Here is a 19,444-nt window from a genome sequence, read left to right as displayed (position 1 = left end):
CTTCCCGAAATCGCCGGCCAAAAGGCCCGGGCGCAGACTGACAGCCCCACCTGTTAGCGAAAAGATGGCAAAGTGCTCATTAATGATCTATCATTGATCACTTTGATAACAGCTGATTAGCATTATGCACATACTCGATGAAACAGACCGCCAGTTGATCGCCCAACTGCGCCATGATGCGCGGCTGCCGGTGGCCACGCTCGCCCAGCGCCTCGGCGTTTCCCGGGCCACCGCCAAGGCGCGACTCGACCGGCTCGTGGAAACAGGCGTGATCGAACGGTTCACGGTCGAGCTGGGCGGGGTCTCCGAACATGCCGGTGTGCGGGCCATCACCCTGATCGAGGTCGAGGGCAAGGTTGCGGACCGCGTAGCCCGGGTCCTTCTGGGCCTACCGGAGGTACACGCCCTGCACTCGACCAACGGACGCTGGGACCTGATCGCCGAGATCGAGACCGACAGCCTGCAGAGTTTCGACGAGGCGTTGCGCCAGATCCGGTTGATCGACGGGGTGAACCTCACCGAAACCAGCATCATGCTGGCGACCCGCCTGCGCTCGTCGCGGCGGCCCACAAAATCCTGACCTACGGTCAGAGCCGCTGGAATTGCCGGTTGCGCATTTTTGTTGTTGTCTGATTACTCAATTATCGCCAGTCTAAATGATCAATTGCGGCAACGACCAACTAAGGGCAACGGATCGACGCAGTTTATGGCACCCATTCTCGAAGCGCGGGATATCCGCAAATCATTTGGGCTGCTCGAGGTCCTCAAAGGCGTAACGGTAACCGCCAGCAAAGGCGAAGTCATCTCGCTGATCGGCTCATCGGGGTCAGGCAAGTCGACGCTCTTGCGCTGCATCAACATGCTCGAAATCCCGGATTCCGGCTCGGTCGCCCTCGATGGCGAGGAGATCAGGATGGCCGGAAAACCGCCTCATCGCCACCCGGCCGACGAGGCGCAATTGCGCCGCATCCGTTCCAAGCTTGGCATGGTCTTCCAAAGCTTCAATCTCTGGTCGCATCTATCTGTAATCGATAACGTTATGGAAGCACCGATCAAGGTGCAGAAGCGGGATCCTGAAGAGGTCCGCGAGCAGGCGCTCGAGCTGCTCGACAAGGTCGGTATCAGGGAAAAGGCCGACAGCTATGCGAGCCAGCTTTCGGGCGGGCAGCAGCAGCGCGCCGCGATCGCCCGCGCGCTCTGCATCAACCCGGAAGTGATGCTGTTCGACGAGCCCACATCCGCACTCGACCCCGAACTCGAAGTCGAGGTGCTGCGCGTGATCCGGCTGTTGGCCGAGGAGGGCCGCACCATGGTGCTCGTGACCCATGACATGAAGTTCGCGCGCGACGTCGCGCACCGCACCATCTTCCTCCACAACGGGATGATCGAGGAAGAGGGCACATCCGATGAAGTCTTCGGGGCGACCCGCTCCGAACGGCTCAAACAGTTCCTGAGCGCAGGGGCGCCTGAATAGGCGGCAAGCTGCGATCACGGAAACCCGGGGCCGCAAGGCTCCGCCAACAGGGAGAAACTGATGAAAACACTAATCCTAGCAGCTCTGGCCGCGACCACGCTTGGTGGTGCGGCCATTGCCCAGGAAGTCCGGCTTGGCACCGAAGGCGCCTATGCACCCTGGAACTTCATGGGCGACGACGGCGAAGTGGACGGCTTCGAAATCGAGCTCGGCAACGAATTGTGCGAGCGCGCCGGCCTCTCCTGCACCTGGGTGGTGAATGAATGGGATACCATCATTCCGAACCTTGTAGCGGGCAACTACGACGCCATTATCGCTGGCATGTCGATTACCGACGAGCGCATGCAGACGATCGATTTCTCGGACAACTACTATCCGCCCGATCCGTCGAAATTCGCTCAGGCCGCCGGCGCCGACATCAATTATGATGATCTCAGCGGTATCCGCATCGGTGTGCAGGGCGCGACCATCCAGGCCGCCTATGCCGAGCAGAATTTTGGCGAAAACAACACCATCCTGTCCTATGAAACCGCCGACCAGTCGGTAGCGGACCTCTCGGCAGGCAATGTGGACGTGGTGCTGGCCGATGGCGGCTATCTCGCCCCTATCGTCGACGGTTCTGGCGGTGCGCTCGAATTCGCCGGCCCGGACGTGATGATCGGCGGCGGCGTCGGTATCGGTCTGCGGAAGGACGATGACGAGATCGAAGCCAAGTTCAACGAGGCCATCGCCTCGATGAAGGCGGACGGCTCGCTCAACGAGCTGATCACCGAGTGGTTCGATCCCCCCAACACCTTCCCGGAAGAGTAAGTCAATCACCAGGGCGCGGGGACCTCTCCGCGCCCTTCTTGACGACGGTCAGTTGGGGACACGCCGCCAATGCTGGAATGGTTGACCGCTGCCCTTGGCGATGATGTCGGCTTCTGGGTCGAATATCTCACCAATGGCAAGCACCTCGCCTTCTACGCCAGTTTCCGCTTCACCATTCTCGCCGGCATTCTGGGGGCTGCCTTCGGGCTGGTCTTCGGGCTCGGCGGGGCGACGTTGAGGCGGTCGGGGTTCGCCCCGCTGCGCTGGCTCGGCATGGGCTATATCAACGTCGTGCGGGGCGTGCCGGACGTGTTGTTTTTCCTGTTCTTCCCCCTCGCCTTCGAACAGGCGGTGGAGTGGATCATCGCCCTGAACGCATGCAGCGCGGAAGTGCGCGAAGCGGCGACCCGCTGGCCCCCTTGCGCAGAGGCCAACTGGTTCCTGGGCACAACCGAATACCTTCTGCTCGCCAGCGTTTCGCTCGGCCTCGTCTACGGCGCCTTCGCCGCCAATGTCATCAATGGCGCGATGAACGCGGTGCCAAGAGGTCAGCTTGAAGCCGCACGCGCCTATGGCATGAGCCGGTTCCAGGTGCTTTGGGGCATCCAGATCCGCCAGATGTGGGTCTATGCCCTGCCCGGCCTCTCCAATGTCTGGATGCTGTTGTTCAAGGCGACCTCGCTGCTCTCGCTGCTGCAGATCGCCGATATCGTTCTATGGGCCGACAGGCTGGGCGCGCCGAACTTCATCGCCCGCGTCGGGCTGGTGCATGGTGACTGGCGCTGGCGCTACTATCTCGTCCTGTTCATCTTCTACATTCTGGTGACCTGGCTCTCCGAGAAGTTCTTCAAAATGCTGATGCGCCGCGCCGGCCGCGGCATTCTGGCGGAGGCAGGCTGATGGATTTCCTCGCACCGATCCTTTCCGACATCCAGACGTTGGCCGTACCGAGCCTGTTCAACATCTATTTCGCCTTTGCCTCCATTCCGGTGGGCTTCCTGTTCGCGATCGGGATGGCGCTCGGCAAGAATTCGAAGAACCCGGTGATCGCCCATCTTTCGGCGGGCTATATCTACGCTTTCCGCGGCTCGCCGCTGTTTATTCAGCTCTTCATGTTCTATTCGATCATGCTGGCGCTCAACCTGCCGCTCTGGAAGCCGCTCGGCTGGTCTTGGCTGGTGCTGCACCCCTTGTTCCTCGGGCCGCTGATCCTAACCCTCAACACCACCGCCTATTCGGCCGAGATCTTCTATGGCGCGCTACAGGCGATCCCGCGCGGGGAGGTCGAGGCCGCCCGTGCCTTCGGCATGACCCGATACCAGCAGTTCCGCACGGTTGTTTGGCCGAACATGATCCGGCTGGCCTGGCCGGCCTACACCAACGAGGTGGTGTTCCTGTTCCACGCTACTGCGCTCATCTATTTCACCCTGCCGGTGATCGATGAGCAAAAGGATCTGATGAACAAGGCCGGCGAGCTTTTCGAACGCGATTACAACGTGTTCCTGCACTTCTCTGTCGCAGCGCTCTATTATCTTACGATCTCGCTGGTCATCTTTTTCGTGTTCGGCCAGATCTACAAATATCTCATGCGGCACATGGACTCCGGCCAGCCCCGGCGCTTGCGATTCAAGCCGAATTATTTGCGCTGAGACACCAAGATTGGGCTTGCCGCCTGACCCATCTCATTCGTCATGCTCGGGCCTGACCCGAGCATCCATGATGAACAAACACTCGGGCAGTAGTCGTGACTCTCACGACCACCGCACGGGCTGAATCGCCTTATGGACCCTCGGATCAAGTCCGAGGGTGACGAGGAATGGGATGCAAACTCCTTCCCTCACCCGCTCCAGTAACCGCTCATCTTGCGGACACGGTCTTCAAAGGCGCTGATCTGGCGGTCGGCATCGACGCCGAGCTTGGAATAACAGGCCGCGAGGAGGACCTCCGAAGCGGTGAGGCATGCTGCCATGGAATGAATCCGCCCGACCCGCGCGCGGGTGATTTCAAGCACATGATCACAGGCGACCCCCAGCGGCGACGAGGCATTGTCGGTCACCGCCACGCTGGGAATGTTGTTGGCATTGAGATAGCGCCCGAGTTGCACCGCCTCGGTCGAATAGGGCGCGACCGAATAGACAATGACAAGGTCGCGCGGCCCGGCGATGGCCAGGTGGTCGGCGGCACCGGACATGGTCTGGTTGGCGAGCCGGAACTTGGGCATCGCCATGCGCCCGAGATAGACAAGATACTGCGCAAAGGGATGCGCAGACCGGAAGCCGACGGCGAACACGGTCTCCGCCGCGAGGATCGCGTCACTGGCGCGATCGACTGCCTCGACGAAGACATCTTCCTTGCGCCGGTCGATAACCGGAAAGCCGGCCAGCAACTCACGCCCCGGGACAGTGCTCTGCCTCGACGCGGGCGGCGCTGGCGGCGCAAAGGTTCGAAACGCACGGCGCAAATCGCGATAGCCTTCGAACCCCACATACCGGGCAAGTCGCACAACGGTGGCGGGAGAGGTGCCGGCAGCCATGGCCAGTTCGCGCGCGGTGAGAAACGGGACCTCATCCGCATGGGCAAGAACATGACGCGCCAGGCGCCTGAGCTGGGACGGCATCTGCGAAAGACGGCTCGTGATCAGCCGCTCGACTTCCCGGGCCGCCTGCCCCCCGTCGGCGCCCTCTCCTTCCGATTTTGACCGGTTGGACAATTTTCCCCCAAACTTTCTTTGCCGCCCCTTGTTGTGACTCCCAAGGAATCCGGGGCTTGCCTGACAATTAACACATTCAGCGCATGAAACAAATGTTTCACCGATATTGACGCCTGCAAAACGTTTGTGCCTTGATCGGCAGGTACTAACGAATTGAGACGCACCCAATTCCAGATACCAACAGGGAGGCACGCGATGAACAAACTTGCTCTCGCCGCCATGGTTGCGCTGTCCGCCGGAGCTTTTTCCGGCGCTGCCAGCGCTCAACAGCAATTCATTTCGATCGGCACCGGCGGGGTGACCGGGGTGTATTATCCCACCGGTGGCGCCATCTGCCGTCTGGTGAATCAGGGCCGCAAGGACCACGGCATCCGCTGCTCGGCGGAATCGACCGGTGGTTCGGTCTACAACCTCAACACCATCCGCGCCGGAGAACTTGAATTCGGCGTCGCCCAGTCTGACTGGCAGTACCACGCCTATAACGGCACGTCCTCTTTCGCGGACCAGGGCCCGTTTGAAGGCCTGCGCGCCGTCTTCTCGGTGCACCCGGAGCCGTTCACCCTCGTGACCACGCCCGATAGCGGCATCGAGAACTTCTCGGACCTCAAGGGCAAGCGCGTGAACATCGGTAACCCCGGTTCAGGTCAGCGCGGCACGATGGAAGTGCTGATGGACGCCTATGGCTGGACCACGGACGACCTGGCCCTCGCCGGTGAGCTCAAGGCCGCCGAAAGCCCCGCCGCCCTGTGCGACGGCAATTTCGACGCCTATGTCTACACCGTCGGTCATCCGAGCGCGAACATCACCGAAGCGATCTCCACCTGCGGTGCCGTTATCGCTGACGTGACCGGCCCGGAAGTCGACAAGCTCGTCAACGACAACCCCTACTACCGCGTGGCCACCATCCCCGCGAGCCTCTATCCGGGGCTTGAGCGCGATGCCACCACCTTCGGTGTGGGCGCGACTTTCGTGACCTCGGCCGACGTGCCCGACGAAGTGGTCTACACGGTCGTCAAGGCGGTCTTCGAGAACTTCGACGACTTCAAGGGTCTGCACCCCGCCTTCTCGAACCTCAAAGAGTCCGAAATGATCTCGGACGGCCTCTCGGCACCGCTGCATGACGGCGCCAAGAAGTACTACGAGGAACGCGGCTGGATGTAATCCGGCGCAGTTTTCCGGGCGGTCCCAGCGGCCGCCCGGCTTTGCTTTGACCGCCTCGCGCCTCCGACACGAACAATCCGGCGCCGGCGTTTCGTAGTCTCAGGGGGGAGCGATGAGCAATACGAATGTAGACGATACTCCGGGTGGCCAGAAGTCAGGCGCCGACGTCGATATGATGGTCGCCGAGGTCGAATCCGGCGCCCGGCAGGCCGCCGGCTGGGTCGGCAAGTTCATCCTGTCACTTGCGTTTATCTGGTCCTGCTTCCAGCTCTATATTTCCTCGAATATCCCCTTCATCTTGGCCGAAGTCACCGGCCGCAGTTTCTGGGTTCTCAACAACCAGGACACCCGCCAGATCCACCTGGCCTTTGCGCTCGCCCTGGCGATGCTCGCCTATCCGCTCCTCAAATCGAGCCCGCGCGACCGTGTCCCCTGGTATGACTGGATCCTCGCAGCCCTTGGCGCGGTTTCCTGTCTCTATCTCTTTGTTTTCGCCGATCAGATCGCCAATCGCGCCGGTCTGCCCACCAACGCCGACCTCGTCATCTCGGCCATGGGTATCATCCTGCTGGCCATCGCGGTCTATCGTGCGCTCGGCCTGCCGCTGGTGATCGTCGCCGGCGTGTTCATGCTCTACGTCTTCTTCGGCAATGCCAGCTGGCTGCCCGATGCCATCCAGTGGAAAGGTGCCAGCTTCGGCAAGGCCATGTGGCACTTCTGGATGCAGACCGAAGGCGTGTTCGGGGTCGCGCTCGGCGTCTCGGCCACCATGATTTTCCTGTTCGTGCTGTTCGGCTCGCTGCTCGAAAAGGCCGGGGCCGGCAACTACTTCATCAAGCTGGCCTTCGCCCTGCTCGGACATTTCCGCGGCGGGCCGGCCAAGGCAGCCGTCGTTGCCTCCGCCCTGTCGGGGCTTTATTCGGGTTCCTCGATCGCCAACGTGGTGACCACCGGCACCTTCACGATCCCGCTGATGAAGCGCGCCGGCTTCAAACCCGAAAAGGCAGGCGCTGTCGAAGTCGCCTCGTCGACCAACGGGCAATTGACCCCGCCGGTCATGGGCGCCGCCGCCTTCCTGATCGCGGAATTCACCGGCATACCTTATCCGGAGCTTCTCAAGCACGCGCTGTTGCCCGCGGTGATCTCCTACATCGCGCTGGTCTATATCGTGCACCTCGAAGCCCTCAAACTGGGCCTTGAAGGCATGAAGCGCCCTTCCCCGCTCGGCACACTGGCCCAGCGGCTTTCGGGTGTCCTGTTCGGCTTCATCGGCATCGTGGTGCTGGCGGCCGTCGTCTATTACGGACTTGGCTGGGTCAAGACCGCGTTCCCGGGCATCACCTTCTGGACCGCGGCGCTGTTGTTCCTTGCCGGCTACCTCGTTTTGCTCTGGCTTGCGGCACGCAAACCCGATCTTGAGATGGACGACCCCAACGCGCCGATGGAGGAACTGCCGCGACCAGGCGAAGTGGCAATCACCGGGCTTTACTTCATCCTGCCGATCGTCGTTCTGATCTGGTGCATCCTTGTCGAGCGCCTCTCTCCCCAACTCTCCGCCTATTGGGCAACCCTGTGCATGATCTTCATTGTGCTGACCCAGCGCCCGCTCAAGGTGATGATGCGCAGCGCCGGCGATATCGGTGCCGCGCTGAGACAGGGTTTCGACGATTTCATCTCCGGCATGATTGCCGGCGCCCGCAACATGATCGGCATCGGGGTGGCCACCGCCACCGCCGGCATCATTGTCGGCACGGTCTCGCTGACCGGCGCCCACCAGGTCGTTGGCGCCTTTGTCGAGTTCCTCTCCGGCGGCAACCTCATCGTCATGTTGCTGCTGGTCGCCGTGATGAGCCTGATCCTCGGCATGGGCCTGCCCACCACCGCCAACTACATCGTCGTTTCTTCGCTGATGGCGCCGGTGATCGTGGCGGTGGGTGCGCAGTCGGGCCTGATCGTGCCGCTGGTCGCCGTTCACCTGTTCGTCTTCTATTTCGGTATTCTGGCGGACGATACGCCGCCCGTTGGGCTGGCCGCCTTCGCGGCGGCGGCGATATCGGGAGGCGACCCCATCCGCACCGGTGTGCAGGGCTTCACCTACGATATCCGGACCGCGCTGCTGCCGTTCCTGTTCATCTTCAACACCGAGCTTTTGTTGATCGATGTCGGGCCGATGAAAGCGATCTTCGTGTTCATCGTCGCGGTGATCGCAATGCTGCTCTTTGCAGCGGCGACCCAGGGCTATTTCTTCGCCAAGAGCCGCATATGGGAATCCCTGGCGCTCCTGCTCGTTGCCTTCACCCTGTTCCGCCCCGGTTTCTGGCTCGACCAGGTGCAACCCGCCTTTGACAATCCACCGCCGGCCGAGGTGATGACCGTGGCCGAACAGCAGCCACCGGGCAGTTCGATCCGGCTTGTGCTGACCGGCACTGATTTCGACATTTTCGAGGAAACGCTGACCACGACGATCCAGGTCGATCTGGGCGAAGCGGGGACGGGCGAGGAACGCCTTTCCCGCGCCGGGCTCGACCTGCTGGTCGATGAATCCGGCGCCGAGGTGCTCGAACCGCTGCCCGGCACGCCCTTCTTCGAGAAATTCACCGAGTTCGACTTCTATGGCGATGTGCCGGTGCATGTCGAACAGGTGCAGGTCGAAGCCGAGCGGATGCCCAAGGAAGTCTTCTATATCCCGGCCATCCTGCTGCTTGGTTTCGTGATCTGGATGCAGCGCCGCCGGCAGACGGTGCCGGCCTTCTTCGGAGCATTCTGATGTACAAGAAAATACTTCTCGCGGTCGATCTCGGGGACGAAGACAGCCTTTTGCCCCTGCTCAAGGAAGCCGAAGCGCTCGCCAGCTCCCACAATGCGGAACTGCATGTGCTGACCGTTGTGCCCAGCTACACCATGCCGCTGGTCGGTTCGTTCTTCCCGCCCGACTATGAACAGAACGCCATGACCGCTGCCCGAGAGGCACTGATCAAGTTCCTCGACGACAATGCCGAGGTCCCCGGCGCCATGAAGGGCCATGTCGCCCATGGCACCATCTACGATGAGATCATGAAGGCCGCAGACAAGTTCGGCTGCGACCTGATCATGCTCGCCGCGCACCGCCCGGCCCTGAGGGACTATCTGCTCGGTCCCAACGCTGCCCGGGTTGTCCGCCACGCCAACCAGTCCGTTTTCGTCGTCAGGCGCTAGCCCCGGCAACATCGGGGGGAGATTATGCAGTCCGCCCACCTTCTGGGCCGAAAGACCGGCGCCGACATGCCTGTCGTGGCAAGCGGCAAGGGTGTTTGGCTGACTGACACCAGCGGCAAAACCTATCTCGACGCATCGGGCGGAGCCGCGGTGTCCCCGCTCGGCCATAGTCATCCTGGCGCTATTGCGGCGGCCAAGGCCCAGCTCGACAAGATCGCCTTCGCCCATACCGGCTTCTTCACCTCCGAGCCCGCCGAGGAACTGGGCGAACGGTTGGCGGCACTGGCGCCTAAAAGCCTGAGCAAGGTCTATCCCGTCTCCGGTGGCTCGGAGGCGGTGGAGGCGGCAATCAAGCTTGCGCGCCAGTATTTCCTCGAGATCGGCCAATCCTCGCGCCGGCATGTCATCGCCCGCTGGCAAAGTTATCACGGCAATACGTTGGGTGCGCTCGCGGCCGGCGGCAATCGCTGGCGGCGCGGACAGTTCGAGCCCATGCTGTCGGGCGCCATGTCGCATATCGCCCCCTGCCATTATTGGCGTTTTGGTCATCGGGGAGAGAGCGAAGGGGACTATGCCCGCCGAGTGGCGGATGAACTCGAAACCCGCATCCTTGAACTCGGCCCGGACAATGTCGCCGCCTTCATCGCCGAACCGGTTGTTGGCGCCACCATGGGCGCGGTGCCAGCTCCGCCTGAGTATTTCGGGCGTATCCGCCGCATCTGCGACAAATATGGGGTTCTGCTGATCCTCGACGAGGTGATGTGCGGTTCGGGTCGGACCGGCAGCTTCTTTGCTTTCGAGCAGGAAGACGTCGTGCCCGATATTGTCACCCTCGCCAAAGGCATCGGCGCGGGGGTGCAACCGCTGGGCGTGATGATGCTGAGCGACAGCATCTACCACGCCATCGCTTCAGGCTCCGGCTTCTTCCAGCACGGCCACACCTATATGGGTCATCCGGTCGCCTGCGCCACCGGGGTGGCGGTACTCGACGCGATCGAAAAAGAGAACCTCATCGAAAACGTCCGCGACAAGGGCAAAAAGCTCCGCTCTGCACTCGACGCACAGTTCGGTCAGCACCCGCATATCGGCGACATTCGAGGGCGCGGCCTTTTCCTCGGGCTCGAGCTCGTCGAAGACAAGGACACCAAGGCCGCGTTCGATCCCGCCCGGCAGATTAACGGAAAGATTAAAAAAGCCGCGATGGATCAAGGCCTGATCTGCTATCCTGGAGGCGGGACAATCGACGGACGCTTGGGCGACCATGTGCTGCTTGCCCCGCCCTATATCCTCGAGGATGAGCATATTCCGCTCATCGTCGAGCGGCTGGCGGTGGCGATCGAGACCGCACTGGACGCCCGATAGGGACGCAATGCACAAGGCAAGGATCATGGTGGCGCCCAATGGCGCCAGGCGGGGTAAGGCCGATCACCCGGCCCTGCCCGTCACCATCGAAGAAATCGCCAAAACCGCCGCAGCCTGCCAGGAGGCCGGCGCACACGCCATCCATGTGCATGTGCGCGATGCCGAAGGCCGTCACACGCTCGACGCCGGACTGTATGCCGAGGCGATTGCCGCCATCGAAGCAGCCGCGCCGAAAATGGGCATTCAGATCACGACTGAAGCCGTGGGGCGCTATAGCCCGGAGGAACAGCGCGCAGTGGTCGAGACAGTCTCGCCCGACGCGGTTTCCGTGGCGCTGAGGGAAATGGCAGCTGCGGACGATCGCGGTGCCGCCCGGCGGTTCTACCATTGGGCCGACGAAGCCGGAATCGACCTTCAGCACATTCTCTACAGCCCCGACGAAGTGATCTGGCTGCGCAATCTGGTCCGCGCCGGTGACGTGCCCCGCGCGGGTCTCTCGGTGCTTTTCGTGCTCGGCCGCTATGCGGAAAACCAGCAGAGCCACCCTTCGGACCTGTCCCCGTTCATGAACGCGTGGCGCGCAAGCGGGCTCTCCGAGGGCAGCCGGTTCATGGTCTGCGCCTTCGGGCGTGCGGAAACCGATTGCCTGCTGGCTGCAGCCGCCGCCGGGGGCGATTGTCGCATCGGGTTCGAGAACAACCTCAAGAACCGCGACGGCAAGCCCGCCCTCGACAATGCCGCAAGGGTGCGCGAGCTGGTGCTGGCGCTCGCCACCCAGGCGACAATCGCCAAGCACACCGCCAACATGATCGATCAGTAACCGGCAGGTAACCACACTCGGCTGATTGGTGGATTGCCTTGGCGAGGGCTATCCGCAAGCCTTGCGCACCTGCCAAAGGCTTGATCCCGGGCTTGAATTCGCCGCCCGGACCGTGCTTTGTGCCCCGACCAACGACCATGAGGCCCGCAATGCTCGACGCGCTTTCCGCCATTCTCGACGCCCGCGATATCGTCACCACCTCGCCCGATATCGACCCCTATCTCGAGGATGCACTGGGTGAGTTTCACCAGCCGGCGATCGCGGCGGTCAAACCGCGCAACACCGAACAGGTCGCGGCCATTGTCAGGCTCTGCGCCGAACACAACATCGCCATCGCCACCCGCGGGGGCGGCTCGGGCTTCAATGGCGGTGCGACACCGACCCCCGAAGCCAGACAGATCGTCATTTCGCTCGAGCGCATGAACACCATTCGCGAAGTCGACACTGACAACGACGTGATCATCGCCGAGGCCGGCGTGGTGCTGGCCCATGTGCAAAAGGCCGCCGACGACGCCAACCGACTGTTCCCGGTCTCGTTTGGCGGTGAAGGCACCGCCCATATCGGCGGCATAATCGGAACCAATGCGGGCGGCAACAATGTCGTGCGTTACGGCATGACCCGCGCCCAGATCCTGGGACTTGAAGTGGTGTTGCCAGACGGCACGATCTGGGACGGCATGAAAGTCTTGCGCAAGGACAATACCGGCTACGACCTCAAGCAACTCTTCATCGGCGCAGAAGGCACGCTTGGCATCGTTACCGCTGCCGCCCTCGCCTTGCGCCCCAAGCCGCGGGTGCGGGCCACCGCCATTGCCGCAGTGCCGGATGTGGCGACCGCGCTCACCACCTTCCGCCGCCTGCGCGAGGAAGTGGGCGAGCTGATCGGCGCCTTCGAACTGATTCCGCGTTCCGGCTTCGAGGCCATCCGGGCGCACAAGGGCGAGCTCAACGCACCTTTCGCCGAACTGCCCGAATGGGCAACACTGATCGAACTTGAGGCCTCGGCCAAGTCCCTCGATCTCAACACTCTGCTCGAAGAGGCATTGGCGGCGATCTGGGAAGATGTCGGGCTCGAAGACGCGGTGATCGCCCAGTCCGAAGGACAGCGCCAGGCATTCTGGGCGCTGCGTGAGGGCCTGGGCGAAGCGCTCAGCGTCTCACCCAAGACGCTCAAATCCGACACCTCGGTGCCGCTCAAGGCAATCCCGGAATTCGTCGAAAAGACTACAGAAAAGGTGATGGCGGTCCTGCCCGATGCGATCCCTATCCCCTTCGGCCATGTCGGAGACGGTAACATCCACTACAATGTCGCGGTGCCTGACAGCATCGATCTCGAAACCTTCCGCAAGCACAAGAACGCGCTCGCCGATGCGGTGCATTCAACCGCGGTGGCACTAGGCGGATCGGTCTCCGCCGAACACGGGCTCGGGCAACTCAAGCGCGACCTCGCCGCTGCTGCCATGTCGGACGCGGAACTCGACCTGATGCACAAGATCAAGAACGCCATCGACCCCGAAGGGATCATGAACCCCGACAAGGTGATCAAGACACGCTGAGGTTCCTGGCCGCCCTCGCCCTTCGACGAGTTCAGGGTGAAGGCCGGGGGCAAGTGTGTCGGGAAGAGCTAACCCCAAAGCCCACGTCACCCTCGGGCTTGACCCGAGGGTCCATGAGGCGCTGCAACGCAAGCTGCGGTTGTGAACGGTCACGACAGTTTGCCGAGGGTCACCTCATCATGGATTCTCGGGTCAAGCCCGAGAATGACGAAGGAGTGTATGGCAATGCGTATCAAAAAACTTGAAGTCATTCCCGCGTAGGCGGGAATCCATGTGAATCAGAGATTTAGAACTGGTGGAGATGGTGGCACCATGCACGCTCCAATCATGACCACCAGTGTTTTTGAGGAGACTCAGTTGGATTCCCGCCTGCGCGGGAATGACGGAGAGGGAGTGGCAGTGTCGAAGTCAAACAAAGGGGTCATTCCCGAATAATCAGGGATCCAGCCGATCAGGTCGGGTAGTGACATCGAGATGGTCGTCAGCCTGGCGCGACACCGTCAAACCCTTTCCGAAGACACAAAAAGGGCCGGCAATGCCGGCCCTTGTCGCATTCGATCGCGGAAGACAGCGGGTCAGGCTGTCTCGGTGTCACCGAGATAGAGGTGATGCAGTTTCTCCGGCTCATCCAGCAGCGGCTTGGGCTCGCCGTCATAGACAACGCTGCCGCGCCGGAGCACATAGGCCCGGTCGGCCACCCCGAGCGCCAGCATCGCGAACTGCTCGACCAGCAGGATCGCAAGCCCATCATCGGCAAGCTTGCGCACCGCGGCCATCAGCCTCTGAACGATCACCGGCGCCAGACCCGCCGACATTTCGTCGATCAGCAGCACTTTGGGCCGGCACAGGATTGCCCGGGCGATGGTCAGCATCTGCTGCTCGCCGCCCGACAAAAGACCGCCGGCAATATGCTCACGCTGCTTGAGTTCGGGGAACAGCTCGAAGGCCTCATCGACCGAGGCATCCGGATGGCAAGCCACGGCGAGGTTCTCCCGGGTGGTCAGGGTCTTGAACACCGACCGTCCCTCTTCGATATGGATGAGCCCGCCACGGGCCCGATGCCCTGCGGTCTGCCTTTGGATCGGATGGCCATCGAAAAGGATATCGCCGCCAGTGACCGGAATGATGCCGGAGACCGCCTCGAGCAAGGTGGTCTTGCCGGCGCCATTGGCCCCGAGCAGCACCGAGATCGAACTCTTGTCGACCTTGAGCGAGACGTCCCGCACCACCGGCAGGGCGCCACGATTGACGGTCAGGGCGTTGATTTCGAGCGAACTCATGCTGCCGTCTCCTCTTCGACTGCGCCGACATAGGCTCGGACCACATCAGGATCCTCGAGCGCCACGGCAGGCGGCCCCGCGGCGATCACCCTGCCGAAATCGAGCACATAGATCGAGTTGCACGCCTTGCGGACCATATCGATGTCGTGCTCGACCAACACGACCGACGCCCCGAATTTCTCCGGGATCTCGGTGATACGCTGGGCGAGGAACAGGGATTCCTCATAGGACTGCCCTGCAGCCGGCTCGTCGAGCAGGACGATCTTGGGCCGCGCCGCCACCACGCCTGCCACATCGAGCAAGCGGCGCGTGCCGACATCGACCGTGGCAATCGGGGTCGAGGGGTGCGGGCAGCCAATCCATTGCAGGATCTCGTCCATCTCGGCCGGGGCAAGCCCGCGCCGGGCCGCCATGTTGAGATAGGACCCCACGGTCAACTCCGCCGGGATGCGGGTGGTCTGCCAGGTCCGGCGAAGGCCGGCCCGGGCGCGCTTGTGGGCATCGAGTCCATCAAGCTTTCCGCCATCAAGCGTGATCGCGCCCTGATAACTCGGCAAGAAGCCGGTCACGGCATCGATCAGCGTCGACTTGCCGGCCCCATTCGGACCAATAAGGCCGATCACGGCTCCTTCGGGCACCTCGACATCGACATTGTCGAGAGCCACCACCTGGCCGTATTTGACCCCCAGCCCCTTGATCGACAGGACGCTTCTGGCGCCCTCTGCAACTGGCGGTGGCGTGATCTGGCCGGCCTTGCGCATAACCTCTGGATAGGTCTTGGGACGAATGCCGACCTTGCGGCGCAGACGGCGTAGCCCGCCGCGCAGATCGGCGGCAATCGACCCACCCATCGACAGCGCCTGGGTTGCGCCGAGAGCAAAGGCGATATTGCCGATATCCTGCGGCAGGTTCAGCCGGCGCATCAGTTCGGGGAAGAAGATGATCAGCATGCCCCCGATCAGCGCCCCTTCAGCCAAGTGCGCGCCCGCCATCACGGTCACCGCATAATAGATCAGCGACACCATGATGTTGAAGCTGTCGGACACCAAAGTCTGCAGCTGGCCGGCGAGCAGCCCCCCGCTCACCCCTGAAACGAAGGCCGCGATGGCAAAGGCAGTGAGTTTGGACCACGCAACGGACACGCCGTGAGCAGCGGTGCCGCGTTCGGAGTGCTTGATGCCGACCCAGGACGCCCCGAGCGGCGTGCGCGACACGATGTCGAGCGCGATCGATATCACCGCATAGACCGCCACCACAAAATAGAAATACATGGGTACGGACGTGAAACCCGGCGGACGCGGCACCTGAATGAACTGGGTCTGGCCGGGAAAGGTAGTGGCCGCCAGAATGCTGTCGAACGCAGCGGCGAAGCCGAGCGTGACGATGGCGAAGTGAATGCCGCGCAGCCTGAGCGCGGGCAGCGCGATGGCGATGCCAAAAGGAACCGCAACCAGTCCCCCAATTGGAACCCATAAAAACAGGGTACCAGGCACCTGCCAGACATTGAGATAGGCCACCGTCCAGGCACCGATGCCGGCGAAGGCCATCTGGCTGAGGGCGATCATGCCCGCGCGCCCGGCAACCAAACCAATCCCTTTGAGCGCGATGGCGGCAATTACCGCACCGGTAAACAGAAATAACCAGTAGTTGCCGAGAAGGGTTGCCGCCGCCGAGCCGATTGCCAGCGCAATGACGAAACCAATGGTCCAGGGCCAGTTAACGTGCTTCATCCCACCGCTCATTTCTCTGCGACCACAACAAGACGGCCAGGATAATCAGGAAGGGCACAGTGCCCCGGAACTGCTGCAATTCGTCGATCGAGGCGGTGAAGCCTTCGATCATGCCGAGCGCGAGCCCGCCTACCAGGGTGAGCCAGAAGCTGCGGAAAAACCCGATCAGGGCCGCAGCGAAGGCCGGCACGACAAGCAGGCTGAGCGTCATGAAATTGGGCGGCCTTTGCGGCGCGATCAGCATCAGCGCCAGCGTGGTCGCGATACCGGCGACGGCCCAAACCCCGATAGAGAGAACGCGAGTCCGCATGCCCAGCAATTCGGCGGTGGTCGGCCGTTCGGACAGGGCGCGCAACTGAAGCCCGGTCCGTGTGTTGTTGAGGAACAGCGTTGCAGCACCGGCGAAGGCAATTGCCAGCCCGATGGTGGCAACCGCGGCCTTGGTGATCACCACCCCGGCAATCGTGAAGGCCGGCCCCGGAATGAGATCGGGGAACGGGCGCGGGTGCTGACCGCCGGTGACACGCAGCCCGATGGCCACGATACCCACCAAAAGAGCGACGGTGACCGCCGCCTTGGTCTGGGCCGGCGCCTCGGAGAACCAGGTCACCATGACGAGGCCGAGCACGATCGCGGCCAGCATGCCGGCAATCAGGCCGAGCCCGACGCCCGGCCAGAGGGGAAATCCGTGTTCGTGCAGCAGCACGAGCGTGAAGGTGCCAACCGCGCCAATGGCGGCACCGGTGAAATTCACCACGGCGACCAGCCGGTAGGTGAAAACGAGACAGACCCCGAGCAGCGCGTAGGCACCGCCGGCAGGCAATCCCGCCAAAATGGATGTCACATCCAGTGAAAGCATGATGAGATGACTTCCCCCATTTATGAAAAACGGCCGGCACCAAGCATTGTGGCGCCGGCCGAAGGTTCAGATGGCGCCGATCAGTCCCCCAGGACGAACCAGTCCGGGGTCTCGAGAACCCACTCGCCACCTTCAAGTTTCATGACCTTGGTCGCCCGCGAGGACGAGTGACGGTCGCCTTCGCCGAACATATACGGCGTACCCACCAGCGGGTGCTCCATCGGCTCCATGGTATGCAGGGCGTTGGTCACCGCTTCGCGGGTCACAGGGCCGTCGATGCCCTTGATCACGTCGATCATCAGGGTCGCGGCTTCATAGCCACCCTGGCTGAACGCGGTCAGTGGCAGGCCGGCGGTCTCCATGGCGGCCTTCCAGCCCTCATTGGCTTCCGAACCGGCTTCAGTGAACGGTTCCCATTCGGTTCCGGCATAGACCGGCTGGTTGGTGTCGGCAAGCGCCTCGGCAACCTGCACGGTGTAACCCGGTGCCAGGAACAACCAGTCGATACCCTCGATGTTCTGGGCGTCGGCGGCCTTGATCATCTGCACGACCTGCGGCTCGACCGTGTTGAACACGACCGCATCACATCCCTCGTCACGCGCCTTGAGCACATAAGGAGTGTAGTCGCCCTGGAACGGCACGGAATTGTCCACCAGGTGGATCTTCTGCCCGCTCAGCTCTTCCCAGTTGGCAACGGCTTCGGCATAGGCCTCGCCGGTACCACCAGTGATGATCCACATTGCGCACTGCTGGGTGTTGCCCAGCTGTTCGGTCGAGAACTGCAGCATCACAGTCGAAAGCAGGAACGGCCCCACATTGACCGGCGAGATCGACGGCACGTTGAAGCAGGCGGCGTCAACGCCGAGGCCCTGCATCGAGAGAATGCCGGAATTGTGGTAGTAGCCGGCGTTCACCTGGCATTCGAGCAGGCTGGCCGAGCCGACCATGGCGACGACGCCACGGTTGTCGACGAGGTCGCGTGCCGACTGCGCAGCGACCTGCGGATCGGCCTTGTCATCAAGCAGGATATACTCGATCTGGCAGCCATTGATGCCGCCTTCGGCATTGACCTGATCGAAAACGGCCGCGGTTGCGTTGGGCACTTCCGAAAAATCGGCAGGGCCGGTGATGGTGGAGATGCCACCCAGTTTGATCGTCCCGTCGGGACATTCGGGTGCGGCCATGGCAGCGCCCGTACTGGCGCTCATGGCCAGGACAGCGCCGAACACTGCCGCTGTCAGAGATCCGATTAGTTTAAAGCTCATAAAAAGCTCCTCCCGGTTGCTCGTATCCACCCGCCGGACAACCCGGCGGGTTGGGTATGGATCACGCATTGACGCGTGACAGATGGCGCCCGTCTTCCGCCGCCGGCCGGAGCCGCGGTGCTTCGATACGGGCGAATTTCGCCAAGGTGGTTTCGATGGTTTCGGCAGGGATATCCCGCACGATGAACACCAGCTTGGTGCGGTGATCGTCGGATGGCCATTGCTCAAGCATTTGCGGCGGATGGAAAACGTGCTGGACGCCATGAACCACGATCGGCCGCTCGGGATGATCGCTCACCCGGACGATGCCCTTGAAGCGCAGCATGTCGTCACCGCGCATCGCCGCCACCAATTCGAGCCAATGGGAGAAGGCGGCCCAGTCCACAGGGTCATCGATTATGGCGCTGTATGACCGGATGCCGCCTTCCTGCGCATGGGCGTGTCCGCCCGCATGCGCCCCCTCTGGCGCGTGACCATGATCGTGCCCATGCCCCTTGCTCTGGCCGTGATCATGATCGTGTGCGCCTGCCGCTGCCTCGTGCAGCCAGCGTTCGACATCGGGCGATTTGCCCGCAGCGTCGAACAGGCCAAGTTCGAAAATATCCTCGGGGCCAACCTCCCCGTTCGAAACCATGCGGATCGGCGCGGTGCCGTTATGTGCCCGCACTCCCCTGATCAGGGCGTTGATCGCATCGGTGTCGGCCAGGTCCGCCTTGGTGACCAGCAGCCGGTCGGCAACCGCCACCTGTTTGGCGGACTCGGCATGGTTGGTCAGCGTTCCCGCGCCATTGACGGCATCAACCGTCACCACCACACCGTCGATATGGAAACGGCCGATCAGCGTGTCGTCGGCCATTAGCGTGTGCAGGATCGGCGCCGGGTCCGCGAGACCCGTCGTCTCGATGACGATCCTGTCGAGCGCCTTGAGTTCACCCGCCGCAAAGCGGGTCTTGAGATCGACAAGCGTCTGGCTGAGGTCGCCGCGAATGGTGCAGCACACACAGCCATTGTCGAGCAGCGCGAAGCTTTCCTCGCTCTTCTCGATCAACAGATGATCGAGACCGATTTCGCCGAACTCGTTGATAATGGCGACCGTGCCGTCGAGGCCCGGGCGGGACAACAAACGGTTGAGCACCGTTGTCTTGCCACTGCCCAGGAACCCGGTCAGCACGGTCACCGGGATTGAGCGGTCAGGCGATATCTGGGAGGATGTCATTGTGCC

At 62.4% G+C, this 19,444-nt stretch carries 17 protein-coding genes; 11 read left to right on the top strand and 6 right to left on the bottom strand.

The genetic code is table 11. The features are described 5' to 3' along the window. Positions 1-124: 124 nt before the first annotated feature. The 5 genes from G489_RS0104735 (at position 125) to G489_RS0104715 (ending at position 3,933) form a co-directional block, all read left to right on the top strand. A complete protein-coding gene (locus tag G489_RS0104735; protein ID WP_029040567.1) occupies positions 125-580 on the top strand; it encodes an Lrp/AsnC family transcriptional regulator in 456 nt (151 codons plus the stop codon). A gap of 126 nt (positions 581-706) precedes the next feature. Beyond that, complete coding sequence (locus G489_RS0104730; protein WP_035871480.1) at positions 707-1,474, top strand: ABC transporter ATP-binding protein; 768 nt, start codon at positions 707-709, stop codon at positions 1,472-1,474. 60 nt (positions 1,475-1,534) lie between these two features. Further along, positions 1,535-2,284 carry a transporter substrate-binding domain-containing protein gene (locus tag G489_RS0104725; RefSeq protein ID WP_029040565.1) on the top strand — a complete coding sequence of 250 codons (750 nt, stop codon included), beginning with the start codon at positions 1,535-1,537 and terminating at the stop codon, positions 2,282-2,284. 69 nt (positions 2,285-2,353) lie between these two features. Then, positions 2,354-3,184, top strand: coding sequence for an ABC transporter permease subunit (locus G489_RS0104720; RefSeq protein WP_029040564.1), 831 nt, complete (start codon positions 2,354-2,356; stop codon positions 3,182-3,184). Next, entirely contained in the window at positions 3,184-3,933 is a 750-nt protein-coding gene (locus G489_RS0104715; protein WP_029040563.1) for an ABC transporter permease subunit, read from the top strand. The genes G489_RS0104720 and G489_RS0104715 overlap by 1 nt, the downstream gene beginning before the upstream one ends. Before the next feature lie 188 nt (positions 3,934-4,121). Here G489_RS0104715 and G489_RS0104710 read toward each other — a convergent pair whose 3' ends face one another. Beyond that, on the bottom strand, positions 4,122-4,994 hold the full coding sequence (locus tag G489_RS0104710) for a MurR/RpiR family transcriptional regulator (RefSeq protein ID WP_029040562.1): 873 nt from the start codon (positions 4,992-4,994) through the stop codon (positions 4,122-4,124). A 195-nt stretch (positions 4,995-5,189) separates the two neighbouring features. Here G489_RS0104710 and G489_RS0104705 point away from each other — a divergent pair, with 195 nt between their 5' ends. The 6 genes from G489_RS0104705 to G489_RS0104680 all read left to right on the top strand — a co-directional run bounded on the left by G489_RS0104705 (position 5,190) and on the right by G489_RS0104680 (position 13,088). Continuing rightward, positions 5,190-6,155, top strand: coding sequence for a TAXI family TRAP transporter solute-binding subunit (locus G489_RS0104705; RefSeq protein ID WP_029040561.1), 966 nt, complete (start codon positions 5,190-5,192; stop codon positions 6,153-6,155). Between the two features lie 112 nt (positions 6,156-6,267). Then, a complete protein-coding gene (locus tag G489_RS0104700) occupies positions 6,268-8,922 on the top strand; it encodes a TRAP transporter permease (RefSeq protein WP_029040560.1) in 2,655 nt (884 codons plus the stop codon). Then, positions 8,922-9,350 (top strand): universal stress protein, encoded by a 429-nt coding sequence (locus G489_RS0104695; protein WP_029040559.1) that lies wholly within the window; start codon positions 8,922-8,924, stop codon positions 9,348-9,350. Before G489_RS0104700 ends, G489_RS0104695 begins: the two co-directional genes overlap by 1 nt. A gap of 24 nt (positions 9,351-9,374) precedes the next feature. Then, a complete protein-coding gene (locus tag G489_RS0104690) occupies positions 9,375-10,712 on the top strand; it encodes an aspartate aminotransferase family protein (RefSeq protein ID WP_029040558.1) in 1,338 nt (445 codons plus the stop codon). A 7-nt stretch (positions 10,713-10,719) separates the two neighbouring features. Continuing rightward, positions 10,720-11,532, top strand: a complete 813-nt coding sequence (locus G489_RS0104685) for a BKACE family enzyme (RefSeq protein WP_029040557.1) — start codon at positions 10,720-10,722, stop codon at positions 11,530-11,532. Between the two features lie 149 nt (positions 11,533-11,681). Beyond that, positions 11,682-13,088, top strand: a complete 1,407-nt coding sequence (locus G489_RS0104680) for an FAD-binding oxidoreductase (RefSeq protein ID WP_162142402.1) — start codon at positions 11,682-11,684, stop codon at positions 13,086-13,088. A gap of 575 nt (positions 13,089-13,663) precedes the next feature. Here the strand turns inward: G489_RS0104680 and G489_RS0104675 are convergent. The 5 genes from G489_RS0104675 to G489_RS19085 all read right to left on the bottom strand — a co-directional run bounded on the left by G489_RS0104675 (position 13,664) and on the right by G489_RS19085 (position 19,438). Then, positions 13,664-14,368, bottom strand: coding sequence for an ABC transporter ATP-binding protein (locus G489_RS0104675; protein WP_029040555.1), 705 nt, complete (start codon positions 14,366-14,368; stop codon positions 13,664-13,666). After that, on the bottom strand, positions 14,365-16,098 hold the full coding sequence (locus G489_RS0104670; RefSeq protein WP_029040554.1) for a branched-chain amino acid ABC transporter ATP-binding protein/permease: 1,734 nt from the start codon (positions 16,096-16,098) through the stop codon (positions 14,365-14,367). The genes G489_RS0104675 and G489_RS0104670 overlap by 4 nt, the downstream gene beginning before the upstream one ends. Beyond that, the gene (locus G489_RS0104665) at positions 16,085-16,957 is read right to left on the bottom strand and encodes a branched-chain amino acid ABC transporter permease (RefSeq protein WP_035871478.1); all 873 of its coding nucleotides are present in this window, start codon (positions 16,955-16,957) and stop codon (positions 16,085-16,087) included. Before G489_RS0104665 ends, G489_RS0104670 begins: the two co-directional genes overlap by 14 nt. An 80-nt stretch (positions 16,958-17,037) precedes the next feature. Beyond that, on the bottom strand, positions 17,038-18,222 hold the full coding sequence (locus tag G489_RS0104660; RefSeq protein ID WP_245578813.1) for an ABC transporter substrate-binding protein: 1,185 nt from the start codon (positions 18,220-18,222) through the stop codon (positions 17,038-17,040). 61 nt (positions 18,223-18,283) lie between these two features. Then, on the bottom strand, positions 18,284-19,438 hold the full coding sequence (locus G489_RS19085) for a CobW family GTP-binding protein (RefSeq protein ID WP_051332310.1): 1,155 nt from the start codon (positions 19,436-19,438) through the stop codon (positions 18,284-18,286). Positions 19,439-19,444: the final 6 nt, after the last annotated feature.

It is taken from the genome of Cucumibacter marinus DSM 18995 (assembly GCF_000429865.1).
Lineage (GTDB): Bacteria > Pseudomonadota > Alphaproteobacteria > Rhizobiales > Devosiaceae > Cucumibacter > Cucumibacter marinus.
Note: the sequence above shows the minus strand (reverse complement) of the source record. Positions and strands in the feature narration are given on the sequence as shown.

Coding starts and splice junctions, on each gene's coding strand:
- G489_RS0104720 (WP_029040564.1), top strand. CDS start 2,354: ATGCTGGAATGGTTGACCGCTGCCCTTGGCGATGATGTCGGCTTCTGG.
- G489_RS0104705 (WP_029040561.1), top strand. CDS start 5,190: ATGAACAAACTTGCTCTCGCCGCCATGGTTGCGCTGTCCGCCGGAGCT.
- G489_RS0104685 (WP_029040557.1), top strand. CDS start 10,720: ATGCACAAGGCAAGGATCATGGTGGCGCCCAATGGCGCCAGGCGGGGT.
- G489_RS0104680 (WP_162142402.1), top strand. CDS start 11,682: ATGCTCGACGCGCTTTCCGCCATTCTCGACGCCCGCGATATCGTCACC.
- G489_RS0104725 (WP_029040565.1), top strand. CDS start 1,535: ATGAAAACACTAATCCTAGCAGCTCTGGCCGCGACCACGCTTGGTGGT.
- G489_RS0104695 (WP_029040559.1), top strand. CDS start 8,922: ATGTACAAGAAAATACTTCTCGCGGTCGATCTCGGGGACGAAGACAGC.
- G489_RS19085 (WP_051332310.1), bottom strand. CDS start 19,438: ATGACATCCTCCCAGATATCGCCTGACCGCTCAATCCCGGTGACCGTG.
- G489_RS0104675 (WP_029040555.1), bottom strand. CDS start 14,368: ATGAGTTCGCTCGAAATCAACGCCCTGACCGTCAATCGTGGCGCCCTG.
- G489_RS0104660 (WP_245578813.1), bottom strand. CDS start 18,222: ATGAGCTTTAAACTAATCGGATCTCTGACAGCGGCAGTGTTCGGCGCT.
- G489_RS0104735 (WP_029040567.1), top strand. CDS start 125: ATGCACATACTCGATGAAACAGACCGCCAGTTGATCGCCCAACTGCGC.
- G489_RS0104670 (WP_029040554.1), bottom strand. CDS start 16,098: ATGAAGCACGTTAACTGGCCCTGGACCATTGGTTTCGTCATTGCGCTG.
- G489_RS0104665 (WP_035871478.1), bottom strand. CDS start 16,957: ATGCTTTCACTGGATGTGACATCCATTTTGGCGGGATTGCCTGCCGGC.
- G489_RS0104690 (WP_029040558.1), top strand. CDS start 9,375: ATGCAGTCCGCCCACCTTCTGGGCCGAAAGACCGGCGCCGACATGCCT.
- G489_RS0104730 (WP_035871480.1), top strand. CDS start 707: ATGGCACCCATTCTCGAAGCGCGGGATATCCGCAAATCATTTGGGCTG.
- G489_RS0104700 (WP_029040560.1), top strand. CDS start 6,268: ATGAGCAATACGAATGTAGACGATACTCCGGGTGGCCAGAAGTCAGGC.
- G489_RS0104715 (WP_029040563.1), top strand. CDS start 3,184: ATGGATTTCCTCGCACCGATCCTTTCCGACATCCAGACGTTGGCCGTA.